This window comes from Pseudomonas sp. FJ2-5-13, from assembly GCF_029201605.1.
GTDB lineage: Bacteria > Pseudomonadota > Gammaproteobacteria > Pseudomonadales > Pseudomonadaceae > Aquipseudomonas > Aquipseudomonas lactis.
In genome coordinates, this window is the sequence record NZ_CP104045.1 from 5193916 (window position 1) to 5219892 (window position 25977).

The following is a 25977-nucleotide window of genomic DNA, read 5'->3' on the forward strand; positions in this document are numbered from 1 at the left end:
TGCGCGGGTTGGACTAATAACTGGCCCCTAGGGTGCGTTGAGCACCTGAACCCTTGTCCATTGGTTTGCACACAAAGAGAACAAAGCTATGAAACGGATCCTTCTTGGTACTCTCTTCACCGTCGTCTCCCTCAATGCAATGGCAGAAGCACCAGGTGGCCCGAACTGCGGTTGGGGCAACATGTTGTTTGAAGGCCAGCGCGGTACTCCGGCCCACTTCCTCGCCTCCACCACCAACGGTACTTCGGGTAACGCCACCTTCGGCATGACCTCGGGCACCAACGGTTGCAGCACCAACAGCGCCCTGACCTACGGCGGCAAGTCCTGGATTGCCATGAATGGCATGATGAACGAGCTGTCCGAAGACATGGCCAAAGGCAACGGCGAAGCGCTGACCACCTACGCGGTGGTACTGGGTGTTGCGCCGGAAGATCGCGATCACTTCGCGGCCGTGACCCACGAGCACTTCCAGCAGATCTTCAGCAAGGCTGACGTGACCGCTGACGACGTGCACAACAACACCATTGCTGTACTGAAAAGCGATGCCCGTCTGGCGAAATACGCAACCCAGGCTTAAGCTCGACCTGCCCGCGCCTTTCGAGGCGCGGGTACTATTTTTGGACCCGCCTCCCCTTTGGGTCTCACTTTTTTGACTTAAGTTGCCCCTATGCTCAAACGCTTTGCCTGGTTGGCACTCTTCGCCTGCGCCCCGCTGTACGCGGCCCCGCACCTTGATGATCAACGTTTGCAGCAACTGGCCAATGATCCGTTCTGGCTGTCGCTGGGGCACTACGAAGCCGGCAAAGTCAGTGGCTGGCGCAGCTATGTCAGCGATAAGAAATTCTTCCTCGCTCCCGATGGCGCACACCATCCGGATGCGGAACTCAAGGCCACCGTTGATGCGCTGTATGCACCGGCCAGCCTGGGTGAAAAGCACGCCCAATGTGTTTACCCCGCACGTACCCGCTGGCTCAAGGCGCAGTTGCAACTGAACGACCTGCCCGCGCTGGAATGCAAAGAATTCACCCAGTGGTTCAAGGACGTCGCGCCCCATAGTGCAGTGATGATCTTCCCGGCGGCCTACCTCAACAGCCCGTCGTCGATGTTCGGCCACACCCTGCTGCGCATCGACCAGGCTGACGTGCAAAGCAACAACACCGCCCTGCTCAGCTATGCGATCAACTTCGGCGCCTATATCGAAGGCTCCGACAACAGCATCCTCTATGCCTGGAAGGGCCTGATGGGCGGTTATCCGGGCCTGTTCGCCCTGGTGCCCTATCAGGAGAAACTCTCCGAATACCGCAGCCTCGAAAACCGCGATTTGTGGGAATACCGCCTGAACCTCACCGAGGTCGAGACCAAGCGTATGGTCGAGCACGTGTGGGAGCTCAAGCAGATCCAGTTCGATTACTTCTTCTTCGACGAGAACTGCTCCTATCGCCTGCTGGAACTGCTGCAAGTGGCCCGCCCTGGCCTGCGTTTGACTGAGCAATTCCCACTCACCGCGATCCCTACCGATACCGTCAAAGCGGTAAAGGATGCGGGGCTAGTGGAAAAAATCGACTATCGGCCTTCGCGTGAACGTGAACTGCTGGAACGCGCCAAGCCACTCGATAGCGATGAGCAACAGTGGGTGCTGAAAATCAGCGACGACCAAAAGCAACTGCAGGAACCGGCATTCAAAGCCCTGCCCCGCGAGCGCCAGGCACTGATCGTGGATGCTGCTTACCGCCTGGGCCGCTACCGCGCCAATGGCCTGGAGCGCGATGCGACACGCTCCCAGCGCAGCTTCGAACTGCTGCGCGCAATCAACCAGAACCCGGCGCCCGACCTGAAGATCACCCCGCCTGGCCTACCGGAAAACGGCCACGAGTCGCGCACCTGGCAAGCCGGCATCGGCACCCGTGGTGACAAAGCCTTCGGCGAATACGGCCTGCGCATGGCCTACCACGACCTCAACGACAACGCCGAAGGCTTCCCCCTGGGCGCGCAGATCGAAATTTTGCAAATGAAATTGCGCCAGTACGAGGGCAATCACTGGCAACTCCAGCAACTGGACCTGGCCACTATCCGCTCGCTGACGCCACGCAATGCGCTGCTGCAGCCTTGGTCGTGGCAAGTCACCGGCGGCCTGGAACGCGTGCCGGGCAAACACGACGACGAAACCCTCGTGGCCCACGTCAACGGCGGCGCCGGTGGCACCTGGCAACTCTCCGACGACATGCTCGGCTTCGCCCTCGGCACCGTGCGCGTGGAACACAACAACGACTTCAGCGAAGCCATCTCCCCCGCCGCCGGTTTCAATACCGGCGTGCTGTGGAAAAACCCGTTGGGCAACCTGAGCCTGGAAGCCAAGGGCGATTTCTTCACCAACGGCGAAGTGCGGCGCAGCATCAGCCTCAACCAGCAATGGGAACTGTCACGCAACCTGGGCCTGCGCCTGAGTGCCCAGCGTGAGTTCAGCCACCTGTCCACGCCAGTCAATGAAGTGATGCTTGAGCTGAAGTGGTACCACTACTAACGCAAGCCTTACAACGTTCAAAATGTGGGAGCGGGCTTGCTCGCGAATGCGCAGTGTCAGTCACTGATTGTTTGTCTGACGCACCGCATTCGCGAGCAAGCCCGCTCCCACATTTGGCCCGTGTATAGTCAGCCGTACCGCATCGCACCTCGCCAAAATCAGGAGTTCCATCGACATGACTGTTGCCTGCACCACCCTTGAAGAAGTGCGCGAAAACATCGACCGCCTCGACCAACATATCGTCACATTGCTGGCCGAACGCGGCCACTTCGTTTCCCAAGCCGCACGCTTCAAAAAAGACACCGATGACGTGAAGGCCCCACAACGGGTTGAACAAGTAATCGCCAAGGTGAGGGCATTATCCGAGGTAGTGGGCGCCAACCCTGAGGTCACTGAGCAGGTCTATCGCGCGATGATTGCTGCATTTATTCAACAGGAATTGGCTGAGCATGCAGCGCTCGGAACAGCAGGCTGAAATTAATCAAATTTCTTTGCCTGCATGGAAGTTCTAAGCCCCTCATAACTCCTTGAAAAACAAGTAGAAAATTTTAGCCATGTTTTGAGCCTTTTACCTGTGAAAACTTATTCCTGATGACCTAGCTTTATGAAGGTTTGCGTCTAGTCTTGGTTGGATATCAAACTGCCATCAACCTAAACACGGATCTGAAAAGGTAAGAGGCTCACTATGGATTTTTTTGAAAAGCTCACCAGTCTGGCAGCAAAGGTTCGATTGCAAGGCCCGGCCATTCAAACAGAAGAGGCTACAAAAAATGCCTTCGTAATGCCTTTTATCAACGCGGTGCTGGGCTACGACGTGTTCGATCCACTGGAAGTAATGCCTGAATTTGTTTGTGATGTTGGAACGAAGAAAGGCGAGAAGATCGATTATGCGATCATGAAGGACGGTGAGGTGCAAATACTCATCGAATGCAAAAAGATCGGCGAGTCCCTGAGTATTAATCACGCCTCGCAGCTCTTTCGATACTTTCACGTCACAAGCGCAAGAATTTCCATCCTCACCAACGGTCAGGTCTACAGGTTCTTTACCGACTTGGACGCCCCCAATAAAATGGACGAAAAACCGTTTTTGGAACTGGACTTACTGGATATTGATGAATACTCGGTACCTGAACTGATCAAGCTCACCAAATCAGCGTTCGATGTCGACTCAATCATCAATGCTGCTGGGGAATTAAAATACGTCAGCCAATTGAAAAAGCTCATCGGTACGCAAGTCAGCAAACCAGAAGATGATTTTGTGAAGTTTTTCGCCTCCCGTGTCTACGAGGGCGTAATCACACAAAAGGTTCGCGAGCAATTTTACGAACTGACCCGTAAAGCATTAGCCCAGTTTCTGAATGATCAAATCAACGATCGTCTGAAGTCCGCAATGAGCGGCGTTATTCAACCCTCGCTAGCATCAATACCCGTTACAAACAGCGCGAAGGCAGACGCACAAGACCGAGATGAAACAGAAGATAAAATCCTGACGACGCTGGAAGAGCTGGAGGGTTATCACATTGTCCGGGCCGTTGTACGCTCAGTGGTCGATGCAAAACGAATCGTACAAAGGGATACGCAGAGCTATTTTGGAGTGCTGCTAGACGATAACAACCGTAAGCCGATTTGCCGTCTTCACTTCAATCGCAGCCAGAAATACCTCGGGATATTCGACGAGGAAAAAAATGAAACGCGGCATGCGATTTCGTCCATCGATGAGATTTACGAATACGCCGATCAACTGAAAAAGACAGTGGGTTATTACGACTAACACCTGAAAGCAGGCTGGTATTAGCGCAACCCCACACCCTGTACCTATGGCGAGACAGATTGCTCCATCTCCATAGGTACAGCGTCGACTTCGAACGGCGAGTGAACCAAACACCCTTCTCACCTTTTCTTCACACCGCCCCAACAAATCCCCTTCTAGACTCTCCTTATCAGCCGTAAAACGGCCAGGGAGTACGCCATGTGGCGGTATGCGGTCATGCTGTGCGCGGTGGTGGGGTTGTCGGGTTGCCAGTCAACCCATCAGGAATTACTGGCCAAAGGTTATCCACCGGCCTTCGCCGACGGTTTTGACGACGGTTGCAGCAGCGGGCGCCAGGCCGCTGGGGTGATTACCGGGGAGTTTCGCAAGAATGTGCCGCGCTATCTGAAAGACCGGCCATACGCCGAAGGTTGGGAAGATGGGTTTCGTCAGTGCAAGGCCATGCGCGAGAGCCAGGAACTGCGCGATTACGAGGAAAACCGCAGGGACGACCGCGAACACGATTGGCAGCAGGAAAAAGATCGCGACGCCGCCAAAGCCTATCGCTCACGCTGATCGTGGGAACGATCAGCCCGCGAACGTGGCCCAACTTCCATAGGAAGGAGAACGCCATGAGCCGAGCTTTTGTAAATGAAGACAACGCGGCGGCCCAGGCCGATCAGCCGGTGGAGCGCCAGGTCAGCGAGCAGCCCAACCGCATGACTGCGCAAGGGCTGGCGCAGTTGCAGGCCAAGGTGGCGCAGTTACACGCGGAGCACAGCGACGAAGCCGCCAAAGGTGAGCAGGCTGATAAACAGCGCCAGGCTGACCTTGAGCGGGATTTACGCTACTTCAACCAGCGGGTGCAAAGCGCCCAGGTAGTCGTGCCGGCCACGTCCACCGACAAGGTACAGATCGGCAGTTGGGTCACGTTCGCCAACGAGCAGGACGAACAGCAGCGCATCCAGTTGGTCGGTGAAGACCAGGCCGATGCCAACGCGGGCTTGATCAACTGGGGCTCGCCTCTGGGCCGTGCCTTGTTGGGCGCCCAGGTGGGCGACGAGGTGCTGTGGCAGCGCCCCGTCGGCGATCAGTTGATCGAAGTGTTACGCGTCGAACCCGAGATTTAAACGATGCCTTGGGCCAGCATCGCGTCAGCCACTTTCACGAAGCCCGCGATGTTCGCGCCCTTGACGTAGTTGATGCGGCCGTTTTCTTCACCGTAATGCACGCAGGCATGGTGGATCGACTGCATGATGTTGTGCAGTTTGCTGTCCACCTCCCCTGCGGTCCACAGCAGGCGCATGGCGTTCTGCGACATTTCCAGGCCGCTCACCGCCACACCACCGGCATTGGACGCCTTGCCCGGCGCAAACAGGATGCCCGCGTCGATAAAGATATCCACAGCCTCCAAGGTGGTCGGCATGTTCGCGCCTTCGGCCACGCAGAGGCAGCCGTTGCGCAGCAAGGTGCGCGCAGCGTCGGCGTCGAGTTCGTTCTGGGTGGCGCAGGGCAGCGCGATATCGCAGGCCAGTTCCCAAGGCGTCTGGCCTTTGCGGAACTCCAGGCCGAAACGTGTGGCCAGTTCACTGATACGCCCGCGCTGTACGTTCTTCAACTCCAGCAGCGCCGACCATTGTTCTTCGGTCAAACCGCTTTCGGCGTACAGGGTGCCTTCGGAGTCCGACAGGGAAATGACCTTGCCGCCCAGGTCCATGACCTTGCGCGCCGCGTACTGCGCCACGTTGCCAGAGCCGGACACCGCCACCCGCTTGCCTTCGACGCGCTGGCCTTGGCGCTTGAGCATTTCCTCGGCGAAATACACACAGCCAAAACCGGTGGCTTCCGGGCGGATCAGGCTGCCGCCGTAGGTCATGCCCTTGCCGGTCAGCACCGAGGTGAATTGATTGCTCAAGCGTTTGTACTGGCCGAACAGAAAGCCGATTTCCCGCGCGCCCACGCCGATGTCGCCGGCCGGTACGTCCACGTCCGCACCGATGTGGCGGTACAGCTCGCTCATGAACGCCTGGCAGAAGCGCATCACTTCGGCGTCGCTTTTGCCCTTGGGGTCGAAGTCCGAGCCGCCTTTGCCGCCGCCCATGGGCAGCGAGGTCAGGGAGTTCTTGAAGGTCTGTTCGAAGGCGAGGAATTTCAGCACGCCCAAGTTGACTGAGGGGTGAAAGCGCAAGCCGCCTTTGTAGGGCCCAATGGCACTGTTCATCTGGATACGGAAACCGCGATTGACCTGGACCTTGCCGTGATCATCCACCCACGACACCCGGAACGTGATCGCGCGCTCCGGCTCGCAGATGCGCTCCAGGATGCCCGAGGTCAGATAGTGCGGGTTGGCTTCAAGAAAGGGCCACAGGCTGCGCAGGACTTCTTCTACAGCCTGGTGGAATTCCGGCTGGTCCGGGTCGCGTTTCTTGAGGCGGGCAAGGAAGGAGTCGACGGATTCGGTCATGAAAAGTCTCGGCAAATTGATTGTTGTTAAACAGAGATTGAGCCGGACTTTATCAATTCGTTTCGCACCGCGACAGGGCAAAATGTCGCCTTTGTGAAATTAAATGGTGCAATAAGTATAAATAACTGCCTTTTTTTGCCCTTAAATGGTGATTTCACTCTGAGTGTTGCACCAACAGGTAGGCCGTTATCGCAGGCAAGCCAGCTCCCACATGACCGGTGTACTCGATCAAATGTGGGAGCAGGGTACTAGCGCGTACCCGGCACCAGGTCGAGTATCTCGTCGATGCCCAGGCAACGTGGCTCCAGCTCCAGCGTCCTGCCATTGGCGAGTATGCCGACGGCGGTATCGCGCATGGCCAGGTAGGCACTGCGCAACATGTGATTGGCATAAATCACCGCGTTGAAACCTGCTCGCTCCAGCACCTCGAACTTCAGGTGAACATAGCTGGTCGGCACGCAAATCAGCGGCACCTTGGGCCGCTGCCGGCGAAACTGCCGGGCGAACTCCAGGATTTCCAGGCCATCCTGCTTGCGGCTGTGGATCATGATGCCGTCCGCCCCCGCCTCGACATACGCCAGGCACCGCGCCATCGCCTCTTCCATGCCGCGGTCCAGGATCAAGCTTTCACACCGGGCAATCATCATCAGCCCTGAGCCGGTGCGACTCGCACAGCCGGCCTGGAGCTTGGCGCAAAAGGCCTCGATGGACTCCTGCGCCTGGTCGACCTCGATGCCCAAGAGTGAGTTCTTCTTCAGGCCGCACTTGTCTTCGATCACCACCGCCGAGACGCCCGCGCGCTCCAGCATCTTGATATGAATCGCGAAATGTTCGGCCTTGCCGCCGGTATCGGCATCGAAGATCAGCGGCAGCGAACACACATCGAAAATTTCGCGAATCCCCGGCAATCGGTTACTGGGCGAAAGAATTTCGATGTCGGGTAACCCGCGCTGGGTCGAGTCGGTCAGCGAACTCGACCAGATGGCGTCGTACCCCACCGTATGCCCGGGGCTGATTTCCAGCCTGGCGCGCTGCGCGAGCAACGCCGATATCGGGCTATGGGCTTCGAGTACGCGCAGGCAACGGTTGCTATCCAATAGCGCCGACAGAGGACGTCGGCGCGCTTCGGTATCCATCATAGGGTTCAGGCTCCTTATCAGCGGCACAACGGGGTTATCGGACAGCCTCAATCCCAGGCGGGCTGTTCGCACTTGAGCACCGACGCCATCTTTTGCAGATGTTCGCAGGCCCTGGCCACGTACTCCCTGGAGAGCCGTGCGATACGCGCGTAATCCACCGCCTGCCCGGTGGCGCTGGCATACAGCCGCAACGCCTCTGCGGCATGCTTGAAGTGGCGTGCTTCCACGCTGCCGCAATGCACGCTGAGAAAACTCGCGACGCGGCTGGCCTCACCGGCGCTATAGCCCCGCACATCGCGCAACCACTGTTTCCACAGCGGGGTCATCAGGTTGTATTCGCCGGTATTGAACAACTCCGTCATGGCCATCATTTCCAGCGCTTCGATGAGTTGCGGCGCCAACGGGCGTTTTTCCCCCACCCAACCGGAGAACTCTTTGGTGATCGGGTTAAGGAATTTGTCTTGCAGGCGCCAATCATCGGAGCCGCAGATGGCCGAAGCCATGCGGTAATACAGCTTGGAATGGTGCGGATGCCCATGCATTTCACCCAGCCCGATGTCCTCGACAATGATCTCCCCACAATGGGCCGCCGCTTCGAGCATTTTCAACCGGGCGTCATCCGTCAACGATGCCGACTCCTGGAGGATGCGCACGATGATGCTCGACACGGCATGGGCGGCGCCGTCCGGGCTGCGCCAGCCACAGAAGAACGTACACAGTGACGACTCGCTCCAATTACTGGAGGTCATGTCGACATAGGTCTCGCAGTACGTGTCCAGCGCGGCGGTTTGACTGTTGAAACCGCTGAGCAGGGCCTGGGCCAGATGTTCGTCCTCGACATCCACCAGCGCCTGGTTCACGTACCCGATAAATTGGCGGCTCAGATTTTCCACGGCTCATATCCTTTTAAGGTGGGGTTAATGCGCAACGATTTCTGACATGAAACGAGCGAAGCGTGTGAGGCCCTCAATCAGCGCTTCACGCTCAACGGCGTAGGAGATGCGGATGCTGTTTTCGTCGCCACAGCCAGAGCCGGGCACCACCGCGATATGGGCCTCGGTCAATAACAGATCGGCCAAGTGGTCGACGTCACGAATAACGGTGCCCAGGTAGCGGCCACCCAACTTGCGGGACACGTCGATAAACAGATAAAACGCCCCTTCCGGCGGGGCGCACCGAATGCCGTCGACATGCCCAAGGCAAGTGCAGGCCGCGAGCAATTGCTGGTCGAGGAAGGCATTGACCTGGCGGGTAAAGTGCGGCGCGTCCGCCATCAGGCTGCCGAGCGCGGCATATTGGGACAGGCTGCTGGGGTTGGACGTCGTATGCCCTTGCAGGTTGTGCATGGCGGCGATGACTGGGGCCGGCGCGCACGCATACCCTACCCGCCAGCCGGTGACCGCGTGGCTCTTGGAAAACGAATCGACCAGTACCGTCTGATGTTTGAGCGGCGCAAACAGCGACACGATGTTGTGATGCTCGTGGGGCGCACGCACCAGTTTGCGGTAACACTCGTCGAACACCACCCAAAGCCTGTGTGCGAAGGCGAGCCGGGCAATCCCCAGCAGTTCTTCGCGCTGATAAACCGTGCCCGTCGGATTGTTCGGGGTGTTGATCACAATCATCCGGGTGCGCGGGGTCAGGGCCTTCTGGACCGCTGCGCAGGTGAGGCGATAGTCATCCGCAGCCGTGTCGACATAGACGGGGACGCCGCCGGCCAGCTGGATCTGGGTGGGGAAGGTTTCCCAGTACGGCACCGCGACGATGACTTCATCCCCCGGATTGAGCAGCACCATTGCGGCGTTATACAACGCCTGCTTGGCACCGGCGGTTACCGCTATTTCATCGGCGGCGTACTTCACCCCGCAGCGCTGAGTGACCTGCTGCGCCAGCGCGTGGCGAAGCTGGGGCAGGCCGATGGGCGGCGTATAGCGGTTGCGGGCAGTGGCGAGCGCCTCGGCCGCGGCGGCTTGCATGACCGGGCAGGCATCGAAGGACAATTCGCCCGCGGCAAAGTTGACCACATTGACGCCGGCTTCTTTCAAGGCATTGGCTTTGCTGCGCATGCTGGACGTGCCGGGTGCGCTGAGACGTTGCGCACGCTGGGACAACGGCAATGACACGGCAGAGGGTTCACTGTTATTCATTGTTATACCTGCCAGAACACGTTGGAACGTTCGTTCGCCCTACCGGGCTTGGGCCTCCAACCCTTGCTGAACCCGCCAGGACAGCGGCAAGGTCAGCAACAGGGTGGCGGCCAGCAACAGGACGGCCATGGGCACACCGGTGGCATCCCCAAGGCTGCCGAACAGCACCGGCGCCAAGGCGCCGCCACCGATGGTGCCGGTGTAGAACACGGCGAACGCCTGGTCGCGCTTGCCCGGCCCTGCCAGGTCCGGGACTGCGCCGTACAGCACCGACGACGTACCGTTCAGCGCCAGCCCCAGCAGCGGCAACATCACCATCAAGCCGGCGTAGGGCAAGTACACCGCCATGACGATCAGCACGGCCGTGGTGAACTCCGTGGCCCACACCGTTTTCATCATGCCGATGCGCGCACCGAGGTAACCGCACAACAATTTGCCGAAGGCGCCCCCCACGAACAGCATCGTCAGCGCCAGGCCGATGCCCGCGGGCCCGGCGCCCTTGGCCTTGAGCAAAAACGGCAGGAACGTGAGAAACCCCATGCGCACGGCGCTGTCCAGCGTGCCGGTCACGATCAGCGCACGCAGGCCGCTCGCAGAACCGGCGCCGCCGCCCGTACGGGTAGCTTTCACCGGTGCTGCCGACGCCTCGGCCCGTGCCGGGATCAGCCACCACAACAGACCTGCCGCCAGCAGCCCGAGGACACCCAGCAGGGTGACACTGGCGCGCCAACTGATGACCGCCAGCAACAGGCCGATCAACCCCGGGATCAGGGTCTTGCCGATATCGCCGCTGAAGTTGTACTGCGACAATGCTTGTTTGACGCCCCCGCCTGCCTCATGCGTATCGGTGATCAATGACGAGGCCAGCGGGTGCTGCGTACTCGCGCCGAGCCCGCCCAGCAGCAGCGCCAACAGCAACACGCCCAGCCCACCGGCCTGGCCGGCCAGCAGGTAGGCCAGGCCTGCCAACGCCGTGCCACCTACCAGCAAGCGTTCACGCCCCCAGCGCGCGGCAGCGCGGCTGGCCAGTAACTGAAAACCGGCCATCATGCCCGCGTAGGCACCGCGCAACAGGCCGATCTGGGCGTAGCTGAGGCCGAACTGCGCTTGCCAGATCGGCAACAGCACATAAATCACATCGGTCAGCCCGTCGTGCACGGCATGCGCGCCGCAGCCGGCCACCAGAGCGCGGCGACGCACAGTGACCGGGTCAGGCGGCGACAACGATGGCGCTGCGGTCTGCTTCAGGGTGTTCATCTGGGTCAGAGGCTCTCAGGCAAAACGCCGGGTTAACCCAGCAACTGCGCACAGTCGCTCATCACACTGGCTTTACGCTGCAGGTATTGGGCAAAAATGTCGCGCGCGGTGGCGGGGTCCACTTCAATCTGCATGGCAGTGGTGAACTCATTCACCGCCGCCACCGCATGGGCGAAATGGTTGCTCTCGGTACCGCCGGTGTGCACCGTGACCCAGGCCACTGTCGCACGGGATTTCTCCGGCGGCACGCCCATGTCCCGCACGAACCACTGCGAGTACAACGGGTGGATGAATTCCACTTCGCCGTGGGTGTACACCTCGTGGATCAACGTGGTCAGCAACCCCTGCAGCAGGTCGCGATCACGCAGGCGGCGGGTGTCGGTCCAGTCTTTGAACGCCTGCGCCGAGGGCAGGCAATTGTCCTTCAAGATCCACTGGTCATCGCCGCACAGCGCGGTGGCCATGGTGTAGAACAGGTCTGCGTGCAAGGTGTTGCCCAACGCGCCCAGATCTTCATCGGTGATGCGTTGCAGGCTGCCGCAGGCGCGGTACAACTGCGCGGCGGCGGCGGAGCCTTCATCAGAGCGTGCCAGCAAGGTAATGCGGTTGGCCAGGCCGGACACACTGGCCGCCGAATTATTGGTCTTGGACCAACTGGCGAAGAACTTGCGCAGTACCGCCGGCGAATGCCGACGCGAGGTGAGCCGTGCAAAAGCGTCTTCGATACTCACCAACGCCTCCTCCTGCGCCCAGAAGGCTTCGAACAGCGCGTGGCGCAAGGCACTGGCCGGCATGTCGTTCAATACCGGTTCGATGAGCTTTAACAACTGGCTGTGCTTGATCACGGTGTTAGTCATGTTCACCTCTCATAGTCCTTTATTGGATGAAAAATCAGGCTGGTTTGCCGCGCTGTCCGGCGATCAGGGCCTGGGGCGTTACCGGTTTCCAGCCCAGCAGGGCAATCGCCAGCGACAACAGCTGAAAACCTGCGACCAACGCCACGCAGCCCGGCCAGCCCCATTGATTCCAGAGCATGGCCGGGACCACGGCGCCGGCGCTGCCGCCCAGGTAATAGCCGGTCAGGTACAGCCCCACGGCGCCGGACTTGTCCGGGCCCGCCGTGGTGGCGATATACGCATTGGCGGATGCCTGTGCCAGGAATACGCCGGTCGAGCTCAGGGCCAGCCCCAGCACGATCAGCCACAGGGACGGCAACAATGTCAGCGCCGAGCCACAGATGCCGAGCGCCACAGCGCCGGTCAGTAACTGCGATTGTGGTCGCGATTTGCTCAAGCGCCCCGCAATAGGAATGACCACCAGCGCCAGCAGGAATACGGCATACAAAGTGCCCAAGGCTGCGGCGCCCAGGTTGAACGGGGCCTGGCTGAGATACAGGCCGGCATAGGTAAAGGTTGCGACTTGTGAGAACAGCACGCAGAAACCGACGCCATAGGCCGCCAGCAAGGGTTTGCGCAGAAGCCGGCGCACCTCGTGCATGCCCACGGCCGCGACGCCGGGCCGCGCCACCGGGTTGGCCGGCAACAGCCACACAATCAGCAGGCCGACCAGCAGGCTGATCACCGCCAACAGTTCGAAGGCTTCGCGCCAGCCCACATATTGGGTCATGACACCCGAGACAAAGCGCCCGGCAAACCCACCGAGCACCGTACCCGCGACGTACAAACTGGTGATCTCGGTAACGCTGGCCGCACGCCAGCGATCGCCGATATAGGCCACGCTGGTGGCGAACACCACGGGGATCAACATCCCTTCGACAAAACGCCACACCAGCAGCTCGGCAAAACTGTCCACATAGGCCGTCAGCAGCGTCGGCAGCGCCAGCAGCAACGCGGCCACGGCAATCACGGTGCGTTGCTCGAAACGTCCGGTCAGGCGCCCGACAAACGGCGCGGTCAGCGCCACGGCCAGCGTGGTCACCGTGATGCTCCACCCTGCCTGCCGGGCGCTCACCTGGAAGCTTGCGGCAAACGCAGGCAGGATGCTCTGTGTCGCATAAAGATTCAGAAACGCCGCACAGCCACACAGGAACACGGCGAAGCGGGCGTGATGCATGCGCGGGTTCATGTGGCCTCTCGTCTTATAGTCGAGGATGTTTATAGAATACCCAGCGCAGGGAACACCAATACCGAATTCGGACCGATCAATACCCAGGAAACAGAATGCTTGATCTACGCAAGTTACGTTACTTCCTGACGGTCGCCGAAGAGCTGCACTTCGGCCGTGCGGCCCAGCGCCTGCACCTTGCCCAGCCGCCCCTGACGCGGCAGATCTCGGCCCTGGAAACCGAGCTTGGCTTTCGCCTGTTCGACCGCACCAGCCGCACGGTCACACTGACCGCCCAAGGCCAGCACTTTTTGCCCTATGCCCGCGCGGCGCTGGAGCACGCCAGGCTTGCACAAGACATCGCCGCCAAACTGGCCGCCGGCTCGACCGGCCAACTGGTCGTAGGCTATGCCAGTTCGATCGCGTTGTCGGAACTCTTCAGCCAAACCCTGCAAGCCTTCGCCCAGCGTTTTCCCGATGTGCAACTGACCTTGGTGGAGAGCGCTTCCGGCAGCCTGCACACGCACGTGCTGGACGGGCGCATCGACGTCGGCATGAGCCGCCTGCTGCCGGAGGCCGGGCAAACCGGCGTCGAGGCTTTGTCATTGGGGCAAGAACCGCTGGTGGCGGCGCTTTGCAGCGACAACCCGCTGGCGGATCAGGACGAAGTCACCCTCGCCCAGCTCAGTGAGTACCCGTTGATTCTGTTTCCCAGCGATTACGGTTCGGGCCTCAACGGCTCCATCGAGCACCTGTATCAACGCCGCGGCCTGGCGCTACGCCCGGGCCCAGCGGGGCGCCAGATCACCTCGATCATCGCCCTGGTGGCGGCAGGCCAAGGTGTCTCGCTGGTGCCCCAGTGCACCCGCACCCTGGCCAGGGAAGGCGTGGTCTACCGCCCCTTGGCAGACCCCGAAGCCTGGGTACACCTGCTGATACTCACGCGCTCACCATCACGCTCATTGTTGGTCGAGGCCTTTATGGGAGTGGTCGAAGAATTGCTGCGCAGCCGCCCGGCCCTGGCGCCCACAACGCTTCCGGCATAACGGGGGCAAAAAAATACCCCTGCGTGAGGGGTATTTTTTCAACAGGCTGCTGCGGCTATTGCAGCATCAGGCCAGCTTTTTGTGACGCACACGGTGCGGCTGGGCAGCGGCCTCACCCAAGCGCTTCTTACGGTCGGCTTCGTACTCGGTGTAGTTGCCTTCGAAGAACACCGCCTGGGAGTCATCTTCGTACGCCAGGATGTGGGTCGCGACGCGGTCAAGGAACCACCGGTCGTGAGAGATCACAATGGCGGCGCCCGGGAAGTCCAGCAGGGCTTCTTCCAGGGAACGCAGGGTTTCAACGTCGAGGTCGTTGGACGGTTCGTCGAGCAGCAGGACGTTGCCGCCCTCTTTCAGGGTCAGGGCCAGGTGCAAGCGACCGCGCTCACCACCGGACAGGTCCTTGACGAACTTCTGCTGGTCGCCGCCCTTGAAGTTGAAACGGCCGACGTAGGTGCGCGACGGAATTTCATAGTTGCCGATGCGGATCTGGTCGGAACCGTCGGAGATCTGCTGGAACACGGTCTTGCTGCCGTCCAGGTCGTCGCGGCTCTGGTCCACACAGGCCAGTTGCACGGTGTCGCCGATCTCGATGCTGCCGGAGTCCGGGGTTTCCTTGCCCATCAGCATGCGGAACAGGGTGGATTTACCCGCACCGTTACCACCGATAACGCCGACGATCGCGCCTTTTGGCATGGCAAACGACAGGTTGTCGATCAGCACGCGGTCGCCATAGCCTTTGGTGACGTTCTTGAACTCGATGACCTTGTCACCCAGGCGCGGGCCGGCCGGGATGTAGATCTCGTTGGTCTCGCTGCGCTTCTGGAATTCCTGCGACTGCATTTCTTCAAAGCGTTGCAGACGGGCCTTGGATTTGGACTGGCGGGCCTTGGCGCCTTTGCGCACCCACTCCAGTTCTTCCTTCATGGCTTTTTCGTGGGCCGATTGCTGCTTGGATTCGGCGGCCAGACGGTCGGACTTGGCTTCCAGCCAACCGGAGTAGTTGCCCTCGTAAGGGATACCGGCGCCGCGGTCGAGCTCCAGGATCCAGCCGGCGACGTTGTCCAGGAAGTAACGGTCGTGCGTGATCGCAACCACGGTGCCCGGGAAATCGTGGAGGAAATGCTCCAGCCAGGCGACAGAATCGGCGTCCAGGTGGTTGGTCGGTTCGTCGAGCAGCAGCATGTCAGGGGCCGACAGCAGCAGGCGGCACAGGGCCACACGGCGCTTCTCACCACCGGACAGGTGCTCGACCTTGGCGTCCCAGGCTGGCAGGCGCAGCGCATCGGCGGCGACTTCCAGTTGGCGCTCCAGGTTGTGACCATCGCCCGCTTGCAGGATCGCTTCGAGCTTGGCCTGTTCGGCGGCCAGCTTGTCGAAGTCGGCATCCGGTTCGGCGTAGGCGGCGTACACCTCATCGAGGCGGGCCTGGGCGTCCTTGATCACGCTGACGGCTTCTTCGACCACTTCACGCACGGTCTTGGTCGGGTCCAGGATCGGCTCTTGCGGCAGGTAACCGATGTTCAGGTCCGGCATCGGGCGGGCTTCGCCTTCGAACTCGGTGTCGACGCCCGCCATGATTTTCAGCAGGGTGGACTTACCCGAACCGTTGAGGCCGAGCACACCGATCTTGGCGCCAGGGAAGAAGGACAGCGAAATGTTTTTCAGGATTTCCCGCTTCGGCGGAACAACTTTTCCCAGCCGATGCATGGTGAAGACGTATTGAGCCATGGTGAACCTAGCGTCAGTGACTGATGAATTAAGCGGACGAAGCCCGTGCCAGGCCATGCGCCGCGCGGGCCTTTGACTATCATCAATGCCAGCGAGCAAAAAAAGCCTGAATGTCTGGGGCTGGAACGCCCCCGCGTAACCGGCAAAGCTACCTGAATGCGCTGGGGCAGTCCAGCCAGGCAGGACTGGCACTTTGCCACAACTCAAGGCATGCTAGCCGCCCTTCGGGCGTCCGGCTTATAGTGCACGTCGCGCGCCAGTCCAGCCAAACCGCAGGATCACAGTTTGTCCAACGTCACGCCGCCCACGCCCTTGCGCGCCGCTCATATTGCGCCGGGAGCGCCCCTGCACGGCACCTTGAAAGGCGCGTTGGCGACGCTTGTCCTGCTGTTGCTCGCCTTGTTGTTCTGGCAACTGCTTGACCAATTGCAGCAAAACCAGAAAAACCAACAGCAATACACCATCGACTACAGCGCCGACCTGGCCGAGCAGATCAGCCAGAACATGGCCCTGAGCGCGCAGATCGCCCTGAATCTGCTGCCCATCCTCGAACCACCGCGCACCGCCGAACAGCAACAGGCCTTGATGCGCTCTCTGCAGCGCTCCCTGCCGGATTTGCGCAGCTTCGCCCTGCTCGCCCCCAGCGGCGCCCTGATCAGCGACACTGCCCAAGGCAGCCGAGACAGTGCCCTGCTCGAAGACCTGGTCAAGCGCAGTCACGCCCAGTCCTACTACCTGAGCAACGACAATGACGGCACGGTCATCTATCTGTTGCTGCACCAACCCAGCGGTGGCTCCAAGGTGTACTGGGCCTTGCGCCTGGCGCCCAATTATCTGGCTAACCTCACGCGCCAGGATGTTCAGGGCCAGCGCCCGATGTGGGCGATCGAGAACAGCCTGAACCATCGTGTGGTCAGCCGTGACAGCGGGATGCCGGCGCAGTGGTCCGGCGCCCTGACCCCGGAAGAATTGAACCGCAGCGTGCTGGTCACGCCGTTGAGCAAAAGCGATTGGCAACTGCGCGGCATGTTTGACCGCGGTGCGGTGCTGGAACAGCTGCTGCCGGCCTTTATCGGCAAGTGCCTGCTCGGCCTGGCGTTTTCGCTGATCCCGGTGATCGTGCTGCTCAACATGCGCCGCCGCCAACGCCAGGTGAATGAAGGCCGGCGGCGCTATCAGGACATCTTCGAAGGCACCGGCGTGGCCTTGTGCGTGCTGGACCTGTCGGGGCTCAAGGCGTTTTGCGACAAAACCCAGGTGCAAAGCCGCGAGCAGTTGCACGCTTGGTTGCAGGCCAACCCCACGCAGCGCAAGCAACTGCTCAAGGAGTTGCGCGTCACCGAGGTCAACCAGATGGCCGTGCGCCTGCTGAACGTCGCGTCCTGCGAGCAAGCCTGGGAGCGCCTGATCGATGATTGCCCGAGCAATGCTACGTCCATCGGCTATCAGGTGCTGGAAGCCGTACTGACCCGGCAAAAACAGCTGGAGCTGGAAATCCAGCTCAACGACGTGGCCGGCAACGAACAGTACCTGTGGCTGGTGATGCGTTTGCCGGAGCAGCAAGATGACGTCAAGGCGGTGATCCTCAGCATCAGCGACATCACCAGCCGCAAGCTGATCGAACTGTCGCTGGTGGAGCGTGAAAGCTTCTGGTCGGATGTGGTGCGCACGGTGCCCGATCACCTGTATGTGCAGGATGTGATCAGCCAGCGCATGATTTTCAGCAACCATCATCTGGGCCACACCTTGGGCTACAACAAGGCCGAACTGCAGCAAATGGGCGAGTACTTCTGGGAAATCCTGCTGCACCCCGAAGACGCCGAGCATTACCACGACTTGCGTCAGCAGCAACGCCAAGCCGCTTACACCACCCAACTGCACTGCCAACTGCGCTTTCGCCACCGCAATAACCAGTGGCGTCGCTTCGATATCCGCGAGCAGGCCCTGGCCCGGGATACGTCTACGGTGGTCACTCGGATCATCGGCGTGGCCAAAGACATCACCGACCAGATCGAGGCCAGTGAATCGCTGCGCGACAGTGAACAGCGCTACCGGATGCTGGCCGAAAGCATCAGCGACGTGATCTGCTCCACCGACAGCCAACTGGCGCTCAATTACATCAGCCCCTCGGTCAACACCGTGCTGGGCTATGACGTGGACTGGGTGTTCAAGAACGGCTGGCAGTCAATCGTTGCCAACCCGCAGCAGTTGACCGGCATTTACAGCCTGATGGAGCAGGTCAGCCGCGCCCTCGGCAACCCCGACGCCTTGAACACCTTGCGCGATGAAGTGCAGACCCAACTGTTTCTGTTCGACTGCCTGCGCGCCGACGGGCGCAAGGTGCCGATAGAGCTGCGCCTGGTGCTGGTGTGGGATGAACATGGCGCGTTTGAAGGCATCCTCGGCGTGGGCCGTGATATCAGCCAGCAACGCCGCGCCGAAAAAGACCTGCGCATGGCGGCCACGGTATTCGAACATTCCACCTCGGCGATCCTGATCACCGACCCGGCCGGTTACATCGTGCAGGCCAACGAGGCGTTCAGCCGGGTCAGCGGCTATGCGGTGAGCGATGTGCTCGACCAGTTGCCCAATATGCTCACCGTCGATGAGCAGCAGGAAGCCCACCTGCGTTATGTGCTCAAGCAATTGCACCAGCACAGCACCTGGGAAGGCGAGGTATGGCTCAAGCGCCTCAATGGCGAGCATTACCCGGCCTGGGTCGGCATTACTGCGGTGTTCGACGACGAAGGCGACCTGGCCAGCTACGTGTGTTTCTTCAGCGATATCAGCGAGCGCAAGGCCAGTGAGCAGCGCATCCACCGCCTGGCCTACTACGACGCCCTGACCCACTTGCCCAACCGCACGCTGTTCCAGGACCGCCTGCACACCGCGTTGCAGTCCGCCGAACGGCAGAAGTCGTGGGTGGTGCTGATGTTCCTCGACCTCGACCGCTTCAAGCCGATCAACGATTCCCTCGGCCACGCGGCCGGCGACCGTATGCTCAAGGAAATGGCCACGCGCCTGCTCGGCTGTGTGGCCGAAGACGACACCGTGGCGCGCATGGGCGGCGACGAATTCACCCTGCTTTTGCAACCACGGGTCAGCCGCGAAATGGCGCTGAACCGCGCGATCCATGTGGCCGAGCAGATTCTGGCCAGCCTGGTGAAGCCATTCGTGCTCGAAGGCCGCGAGTTCTTCGTGACCGCCAGTATCGGCATCGCCCTGAGCCCGCAAGACGGCAACGAGCTGAGCCAACTGATGAAAAACGCCGACACGGCGATGTATCACGCTAAAGAACGCGGCAAGAACAACTTCCAGTTCTACCAGGCCGACATGAACGCCAGCGCCCTGGAGCGCCTGGAGCTGGAAAGCGACCTGCGCCACGCCTTGGACCAGAACGAATTCGTGCTCTATTACCAGCCGCAATTCAGCGGCGACGGCAAACGCCTGACCGGCGCCGAAGCCCTGCTGCGCTGGCGCCACCCGCGTCGCGGGCTGGTGCCGCCTGGGGATTTCATCCCGGTATTGGAAGAACTCGGGCTGGTGGTGGATGTCGGCGACTGGGTGATCAGCGAAGCCTGCCGCCAGCTCAAGGCCTGGCACCAGAACAAAGTGCGCGTGCCTAAAGTTTCAGTGAACATTTCGGCGCGGCAGTTCTCCGACGGCCAGTTGGGCACGCGCATCGCCACCATCCTCAAGGACACCGGCCTGCCGCCGGCGTGCCTGGAGCTGGAGCTGACCGAAAGCATCCTGATGCGCGAAGTCAACGAAGCCCTGCAGATCCTCGCCAGCCTGAAGAACCTGGGCCTGAGCATCGCGGTGGACGACTTTGGCACCGGCTATTCGTCGCTCAACTACCTCAAGCAATTCCCCATCGATGTGCTGAAGATCGACCGCACCTTCGTCGACGGCCTGCCCTCGGGTGAGCAGGACGCGCAGATTGCCCGGGCGATCATTGCCATGGCCCACAGCCTGAACCTGGCGGTGATTGCCGAAGGGGTGGAAACCCATGAGCAGTTGGACTTCCTGCGTGAGCATGGCTGTGATGAGGTGCAGGGTTACCTGTTCGGGCGGCCAATGCCGGCGAACCGGTTTGAGGTGCAGTTCAGTAATGATGCCCTCTTCATGTTTGACTGAAAGTGCTGTGGTGAGGCTCAGGGCCTCATCGCAGGCAAGCCAGCCCACATTTGGCTGTGTGAACCCGATCAAGTGTGGGAGCTGGCTTGCCTGCGATGGGGCCAGTACCGACACCGCCCATCCCCAGATGAGCCCCACTTGTCCGCGACATGATGTCCTTTCATATGCCATCTAAAACCCATTGGGTTAGAATGCCCTCCTTTTCTGCCCCCGATCCTTGAGGACCGCCATGTTCAGCCGTGATTTGACTATTGCCAAGTACGACGCCGATCTCTTCGCCGCCATGGAGCAAGAAGCCGTGCGCCAGGAAGAGCACATTGAGCTGATCGCTTCGGAAAACTACACCAGCCCTGCGGTGATGGAGGCTCAAGGTTCGGTTCTGACCAACAAGTACGCCGAAGGCTACCCAGGCAAGCGCTACTACGGTGGCTGCGAGTACGTCGACGTGGTTGAGCAGTTGGCCATCGACCGTGCAAAAGAGCTGTTCGGCGCCGATTACGCCAACGTCCAGCCACACGCCGGCTCCCAAGCCAACAGCGCCGTGTACCTGGCCCTGCTGCAAGGCGGCGACACCATCCTGGGCATGAGCCTGGCCCACGGTGGTCACCTGACCCACGGCGCCACGGTTTCGTCCTCCGGCAAGCTGTACAACGCCGTTCAGTACGGCATCGATGCCAACGGCCTGATCGACTACGACGAAGTCGAGCGTCTGGCGGTCGAGCACAAGCCAAAAATGATCGTGGCCGGTTTCTCTGCCTACTCGCAGATCCTGGATTTCCCACGCTTCCGTGAAATCGCCGACAAGGTGGGTGCCTACCTGTTCGTCGACATGGCCCACGTGGCCGGTCTGGTAGCTGCGGGCGTTTACCCGAACCCAGTGCCTTACGCTGACGTGGTCACCACCACGACCCACAAGACCCTGCGCGGTCCACGTGGCGGCCTGATCCTGGCGCGTGCCAACGCCGAGATCGAGAAGAAGCTCAACTCCGCCGTTTTCCCGGGCGCCCAAGGCGGCCCGCTGGAGCACGTGATCGCGGCCAAGGCGATCTGCTTCAAGGAAGCACTGCAGCCTGAGTTCAAGACCTACCAGCAGCAAGTGGTCAAGAACGCCAAGACCATGGCCAGCGTGTTCATCGAGCGCGGTTTTGACGTGGTGTCCGGCGGTACCGAAAACCACCTGTTCCTGCTGTCGCTGATCAAGCAGGACATTTCCGGTAAAGATGCTGACGCTGCCCTGGGCAAAGCCTTCATCACCGTGAACAAGAACTCCGTGCCGAACGACCCACGTTCGCCGTTCGTCACCTCCGGCCTGCGCTTCGGCACTCCGGCTGTAACCACCCGTGGCTTCAAGGAAGCCGAGTGCAAGGAACTGGCCGGCTGGATCTGCGACATCCTGGCCGACCTGAACAACGAAGCCGTGATCGACGCGGTACGTGAGAAGGTCAAGGCCATCTGCAAGAAGCTGCCGGTATACGGCGCGTAACTGCAGTTGCTTGAATAAAAAGCCCGGCTTTTGTGCCGGGCTTTTTTATGCCGATTTCAATTTGAAACAGGGTCAAGTGTGGGAGCTGGCTTGCCTGCGATGGTGGTTTTGCAGTCAGCCCATCAGTGATTGACCTGCCGCTATCGCAGGCAAGCCAGCTCCCACATTGGAGTGCATTTCAAGCCGGATTTATTGGTAGACCCGCTCAAAGCCTTGGCGGATCTTGTCTTCGGGCAGCTCATCGGCAATAAACACAATCACACTTTCGCGCGCCTCGCCCTCGGCCCATTCGGTATCCCAGTCGAAGCCATACAGCTTCAACACGCCCTGGAACACCATGCGTCGATCCTCCCCGGCAATATTCAACACGCCTTTGTAACGCAGCAGTTGCTTGCCATGGTCTTCCAGCAGTTCGTTCATGAACTCGCTGAGGCGGTCGATATCCAGCGGCTGGTCGGTGCGCAGCACCAGGCTGGAAATACGGTCGACCGACGGCGCTGCACTGACCGGGCGCAGGCTCATGCCGGCGTTGAGGTTGAAACCGCGCACATCCAGCAATTCGGCCAGGTCAATCTTGCCGTGGTCCACCACCCGAATCGGCGCACGGCGGTTGATGCGGGTGAGGCGCTGGCTGAGGGCGTCGAAGGCGGCATCGTCCACCAGGTCGCGCTTGCTCACCAACAGGCGGTCGGCAAAGCCGATCTGGGCCTGGGCGATGGTCTGGGTCAGGTGATGCTCGGCGTGGGCCGCATCCACCAGGGTGATGATGCCGTCGAGGATATAGCGCTCGCGCAGTTCTTCGTCGATGAAGAAGGTCTGGGCCACCGGCGCCGGGTCGGCCAGGCCGGTGCATTCGATCACCAACCGGTCGAAGGCGATCTCGCCGCTGTCCAGGCGTTCAAGCAGTAGGTATAGGGCCTTGGTCAGGTCGGTGTGGATGGTGCAGCACACGCAGCCGTTGGACAGGGTCATCACTTGCACCGGCTCGTCGCCCAGCAGTTGGGTGTCGATACCGGCGTCACTGAATTCGTTTTCGATCACGGCGATTTTCAAGCCGTGCTCGGCTTTGAGCAGGTGGCGCAGCAAGGTGGTCTTGCCGGCGCCGAGGAAGCCGCTGAGGATGGTAACGGGGATGGGAGAGGACAAAGAGATTCTCCTTGAAGAAACACAGAAACAAATGTGGGAGCAAAGGCCTCTGTGGGAGCTGGCTTGCCTGCGATGCAGACAACTCGGTGCTTGCGTCAGACCGAGGTGATGCTATCGCAGGCAAGCCAGCTCCCACAGAAAACCCTGCTCCCACAGGGGGTATCGCATTGACCCGCGTTACCGGGCTAGCAGCACTTGGGCCCACCCTTGCCGCCGTAACGGGCTTCCTGGCGTTCCCGGAAGAACGCCTTGTAGTCCATCACCGGCTTGTCCGGGTGTTTGGTTTGCATATGCTCGACGTAAGTGTCGTAGTCGGGCATGCCGACCATCAGGCGGGCGGCCTGACCGAGGTATTTACCGAGGCGACTGATGTCATTGAACATGTTTGCAATCCTCGTTTACGCGTCCGGTACAGCCTGGAACGGGGCTTCTTTATCCGTACGCTCTTTGTTGCCCCAGGCGGCGACACCCACCTTGAGCGCATAGAACAGGATGCTGAACACCACGAACAGGAACAGCGCCGTCAGCGTTGCGTTGGTGTAGGCGTTCCAGATCACGTGCTGCATCTGGTCGATGCTCTTGGCCGGGGCCAGGATCTGGCCGTTAGCCAGGGCATCGCTGTATTTCTTGGCCAGCGACAGGAAGCCGATCGCCGGGTTGGCGTCGAACAGCTTGATGAAGCCCGCAGTGGTGGTGCAGATCAACAGCCACACCGCTGGCAACATGGTCACCCAGATGTAGCGCTGGCGCTTCATTTTGATCAGCACAACGGTCGCCAGCATCAGCGCGATACCCGCCAGCATCTGGTTGGAGATACCGAACAGCGGCCACAAGGTGTTGATACCGCCCAGCGGGTCGATCACACCTTGGTACAGCAAGTAGCCCCACATGGCCACGCAACCGGCCGTGGCGATCAGGTTGGCGGTCCAGGACTCGGTACGTTTGAGCGCCGGCACGAACGAACCCAGCAGGTCCTGCAGCATGAAGCGACCGGCACGGGTACCGGCGTCGACCGCCGTGAGGATGAACAGCGCTTCGAACAGGATCGCAAAGTGGTACCAGAACGCCATGGTGTTTTCACCCGGCAGCACACTGTGCAGGATCTGCGCGATACCCACCGCCAACGTCGGTGCACCACCGGCACGCGCCAGGATGGTGGTTTCGCCGATATCGTGGGCCACGGCAGAGAGCGCCTCAGGCGTAATGGCAAAGCCCCAACTGCTGACCGTCTGCGCCACGGTAACCACGTCGGTGCCGACAATGGCGGCCGGGCTGTTCATGGCGAAGTACACGCCAGGCTCGATCACCGAGGCGGCAACCATCGCCATGATGGCCACGAACGACTCCATCAGCATGCCGCCGTAACCGATGTAACGGGCATGGCTTTCACTGGCCAACAGCTTGGGCGTGGTGCCCGAGGAGATCAGCGCATGGAAGCCGGAGACCGCGCCACAGGCAATGGTGATGAACAGGAACGGGAACAGGCCGCCCTTCCACACCGGGCCGGTACCGTCGATGAACTGGGTGAGTGCCGGCATTTTCAGGTCAGGCATGGTGACCAGGATGCCAATCGCCAGGGCGATGATGGTGCCGATTTTCAGGAACGTCGACAGGTAGTCGCGGGGCGCCAGGATCAGCCACACCGGCAGCACAGCGGCCACGAAACCGTAGCCGATCAGCATCCAGGTGATCTGGATGCCGGTGAAGGTGAACGCCTTGGCCCACACCGGATCAGCGGCAATCTGCCCGCCCAGCCAGATCGAACCCAGCAGCAACAGCACACCGATGATCGAGATTTCACCGATGCGGCCCGGGCGGATGTAGCGCATGTAGATGCCCATGAACATCGCAATCGGGATGGTCGCCATCACCGTGAAGATGCCCCATGGGCTCTCGGCCAGGGCCTTGACCACGATCAGCGCCAACACCGCGAGGATGATGATCATGATCAGGAAGCAGCCGAACAGCGCGATGGTCCCGGGAATGCGGCCCATCTCTTCGCGAACCATATCCCCCAGGGAACGGCCGTTGCGACGGGTGGACAGGAACAGGACCATGAAGTCTTGCACCGCACCGGCCAGCACCACCCCGGCAATCAGCCAGAGGGTGCCGGGCAGATAGCCCATTTGCGCCGCCAGCACCGGGCCGACCAACGGGCCTGCACCGGCAATCGCCGCAAAGTGGTGACCGAAAAGAATGTGTTTGTTGGTCGGCACATAGTCCAGACCATCGTTGTTGACCACCGCAGGGGTTGCCCGCCGAGGGTCGAGTTGCATCACGTTGTTGGCGATGAACAGACTGTAGTAACGGTACGCAACCAGGTAGATGGCCACTGCAGCGACCACAATCCACAAGGCGTTGATCGCCTCGCCGCGGCGCAAGGCCACTACGCCCAGGGCGCACGCTCCTACGATTGCCAGCACCAGCCAGGGTAAGTGGCGTAGCAGGCTATTATTATTTTTCATTTTTATATTCCAGCCAGGGTGGACAGAAAGGACAGCCAGCCCGAGTTTAGCGCTACTGGCCTTAAAGACCAGCCCCCTACGTTGGTCTAGAGCCTTCAACCGGTAAAAAAAGCCGAAATAATCACCCCTTGATGGCCCGGGGCTACACTCCTCCCATTCACAGAGGGCTTTACCATGACCGAGCATGCGTCTGAACGTCGCCGTTTCCGCCGGATTGCCTTTGATGCCACGGCCGAACTTCGGCAAAACGGCAGCGAATGGCCGGTGAAACTGCTGGATCTATCACTCAAAGGTTTACTGGTGGAACGGCCTGACGACTGGAAGGGGAATAAAGCGCTGCCCTTTGACATCGACATACGCCTGGACCAGAAGACGCATATAAAGCTGCAAGCGCGGCTGACCCATGAAGATCAGGGTCAATTGGGCTTTGTGTGCAAACACATTGATCTGGATTCGATCAGCCATTTGCGCAGGTTCGTTGAGCTGAACCTGGGTGATGAGCAAGAGCTGGAGCGCGAACTGGGCGCCCTGCTGGAGATCTAGCTGCCAACATGAATCAAGGGTGGGAGCTGGCTTGCCTGCGATGGCGGTGTATCAGACAAGGATGGGTAAGCTGACCCGCCGCTA

At 60.4% G+C, this 25977-nt stretch carries 21 protein-coding genes; 10 read left to right on the plus strand and 11 right to left on the minus strand.

Going from position 1 to position 25977, the window contains the following annotated elements; translation table 11 throughout:
* The first annotated feature begins 88 nt into the window (after positions 1 to 88).
* The 6 genes from N2A98_RS22920 to N2A98_RS22945 all read left to right on the plus strand — a co-directional run bounded on the left by N2A98_RS22920 (position 89) and on the right by N2A98_RS22945 (position 5401).
* Positions 89 to 577, plus strand: a complete 489-nt coding sequence (locus N2A98_RS22920; RefSeq protein WP_003194274.1) for a DUF3015 domain-containing protein — start codon at positions 89 to 91, stop codon at positions 575 to 577.
* Between the two features lie 90 nt (positions 578 to 667).
* Entirely contained in the window at positions 668 to 2521 is a 1854-nt protein-coding gene (locus N2A98_RS22925; RefSeq protein WP_034133734.1) for a DUF4105 domain-containing protein, read from the plus strand.
* Between the two features lie 175 nt (positions 2522 to 2696).
* Positions 2697 to 2996 carry a chorismate mutase gene (locus tag N2A98_RS22930; RefSeq protein ID WP_044268754.1) on the plus strand — a complete coding sequence of 100 codons (300 nt, stop codon included), beginning with the start codon at positions 2697 to 2699 and terminating at the stop codon, positions 2994 to 2996.
* Between the two features lie 210 nt (positions 2997 to 3206).
* Positions 3207 to 4292 (plus strand): type I restriction endonuclease, encoded by a 1086-nt coding sequence (locus N2A98_RS22935; RefSeq protein ID WP_078803872.1) that lies wholly within the window; start codon positions 3207 to 3209, stop codon positions 4290 to 4292.
* Between the two features lie 198 nt (positions 4293 to 4490).
* Positions 4491 to 4847, plus strand: a complete 357-nt coding sequence (locus tag N2A98_RS22940) for a hypothetical protein (protein ID WP_032895244.1) — start codon at positions 4491 to 4493, stop codon at positions 4845 to 4847.
* Between the two features lie 56 nt (positions 4848 to 4903).
* Positions 4904 to 5401, plus strand: coding sequence for a GreA/GreB family elongation factor (locus N2A98_RS22945; RefSeq protein ID WP_078466441.1), 498 nt, complete (start codon positions 4904 to 4906; stop codon positions 5399 to 5401).
* Here the strand turns inward: N2A98_RS22945 and gdhA are convergent.
* The 7 genes from gdhA to N2A98_RS22980 all read right to left on the minus strand — a co-directional run bounded on the left by gdhA (position 5398) and on the right by N2A98_RS22980 (position 13363).
* Positions 5398 to 6735: an NADP-specific glutamate dehydrogenase gene (gene gdhA / locus N2A98_RS22950; protein ID WP_032895242.1), complete on the minus strand. Its 1338-nt coding sequence runs from the start codon at positions 6733 to 6735 to the stop codon at positions 5398 to 5400. The two genes, N2A98_RS22945 and gdhA, sit on opposite strands and share 4 nt — an antisense overlap.
* Before the next feature lie 248 nt (positions 6736 to 6983).
* Positions 6984 to 7874 carry a phosphoenolpyruvate mutase gene (gene aepX / locus N2A98_RS22955; RefSeq protein ID WP_044268765.1) on the minus strand — a complete coding sequence of 297 codons (891 nt, stop codon included), beginning with the start codon at positions 7872 to 7874 and terminating at the stop codon, positions 6984 to 6986.
* A 47-nt stretch (positions 7875 to 7921) separates the two neighbouring features.
* Positions 7922 to 8767, minus strand: coding sequence for a hypothetical protein (locus tag N2A98_RS22960; protein WP_078466443.1), 846 nt, complete (start codon positions 8765 to 8767; stop codon positions 7922 to 7924).
* A 24-nt stretch (positions 8768 to 8791) separates the two neighbouring features.
* Positions 8792 to 10021: a pyridoxal phosphate-dependent aminotransferase gene (locus N2A98_RS22965; RefSeq protein WP_078803874.1), complete on the minus strand. Its 1230-nt coding sequence runs from the start codon at positions 10019 to 10021 to the stop codon at positions 8792 to 8794.
* A gap of 39 nt (positions 10022 to 10060) precedes the next feature.
* A complete protein-coding gene (locus N2A98_RS22970; protein ID WP_044268774.1) occupies positions 10061 to 11278 on the minus strand; it encodes an MFS transporter in 1218 nt (405 codons plus the stop codon).
* Between the two features lie 32 nt (positions 11279 to 11310).
* The gene (locus N2A98_RS22975; RefSeq protein WP_032900882.1) at positions 11311 to 12135 is read right to left on the minus strand and encodes a hypothetical protein; all 825 of its coding nucleotides are present in this window, start codon (positions 12133 to 12135) and stop codon (positions 11311 to 11313) included.
* Positions 12136 to 12169: 34 nt separating this feature from the next.
* Positions 12170 to 13363, minus strand: a complete 1194-nt coding sequence (locus tag N2A98_RS22980; protein WP_275622686.1) for an MFS transporter — start codon at positions 13361 to 13363, stop codon at positions 12170 to 12172.
* A 95-nt stretch (positions 13364 to 13458) separates the two neighbouring features.
* Between N2A98_RS22980 and N2A98_RS22985 the strand changes: the two genes are divergently transcribed.
* Positions 13459 to 14388, plus strand: coding sequence for a LysR family transcriptional regulator (locus N2A98_RS22985; protein ID WP_073452127.1), 930 nt, complete (start codon positions 13459 to 13461; stop codon positions 14386 to 14388).
* Between the two features lie 66 nt (positions 14389 to 14454).
* Here the strand turns inward: N2A98_RS22985 and ettA are convergent, their stop codons facing one another.
* The gene (gene ettA, locus N2A98_RS22990) at positions 14455 to 16119 is read right to left on the minus strand and encodes an energy-dependent translational throttle protein EttA (protein WP_014720011.1); all 1665 of its coding nucleotides are present in this window, start codon (positions 16117 to 16119) and stop codon (positions 14455 to 14457) included.
* A gap of 285 nt (positions 16120 to 16404) precedes the next feature.
* On the opposite strand from ettA, the gene N2A98_RS22995 reads away from it, so the two are divergent.
* Both N2A98_RS22995 and glyA read left to right on the plus strand, forming a co-directional pair.
* Positions 16405 to 20256, plus strand: coding sequence for a bifunctional diguanylate cyclase/phosphodiesterase (locus tag N2A98_RS22995; RefSeq protein ID WP_044268778.1), 3852 nt, complete (start codon positions 16405 to 16407; stop codon positions 20254 to 20256).
* A 229-nt stretch (positions 20257 to 20485) separates the two neighbouring features.
* Positions 20486 to 21739, plus strand: coding sequence for a serine hydroxymethyltransferase (gene glyA, locus N2A98_RS23000; RefSeq protein ID WP_003194304.1), 1254 nt, complete (start codon positions 20486 to 20488; stop codon positions 21737 to 21739).
* Positions 21740 to 21928: 189 nt separating this feature from the next.
* On the opposite strand, the gene yjiA is transcribed toward glyA, so the two are convergent.
* The 3 genes from yjiA to N2A98_RS23015 form a co-directional block, all read right to left on the minus strand.
* A complete protein-coding gene (gene yjiA / locus N2A98_RS23005) occupies positions 21929 to 22885 on the minus strand; it encodes a GTPase (RefSeq protein WP_078466448.1) in 957 nt (318 codons plus the stop codon).
* A gap of 185 nt (positions 22886 to 23070) precedes the next feature.
* Entirely contained in the window at positions 23071 to 23268 is a 198-nt protein-coding gene (locus N2A98_RS23010) for a YbdD/YjiX family protein (RefSeq protein WP_003194308.1), read from the minus strand.
* 15 nt (positions 23269 to 23283) lie between these two features.
* Positions 23284 to 25350 (minus strand): carbon starvation CstA family protein, encoded by a 2067-nt coding sequence (locus tag N2A98_RS23015; RefSeq protein WP_003194310.1) that lies wholly within the window; start codon positions 25348 to 25350, stop codon positions 23284 to 23286.
* A gap of 174 nt (positions 25351 to 25524) precedes the next feature.
* Between N2A98_RS23015 and N2A98_RS23020 the strand changes: the two genes are divergently transcribed.
* A complete protein-coding gene (locus N2A98_RS23020) occupies positions 25525 to 25893 on the plus strand; it encodes a PilZ domain-containing protein (RefSeq protein ID WP_044268811.1) in 369 nt (122 codons plus the stop codon).
* Positions 25894 to 25977 lie beyond the last annotated feature (84 nt).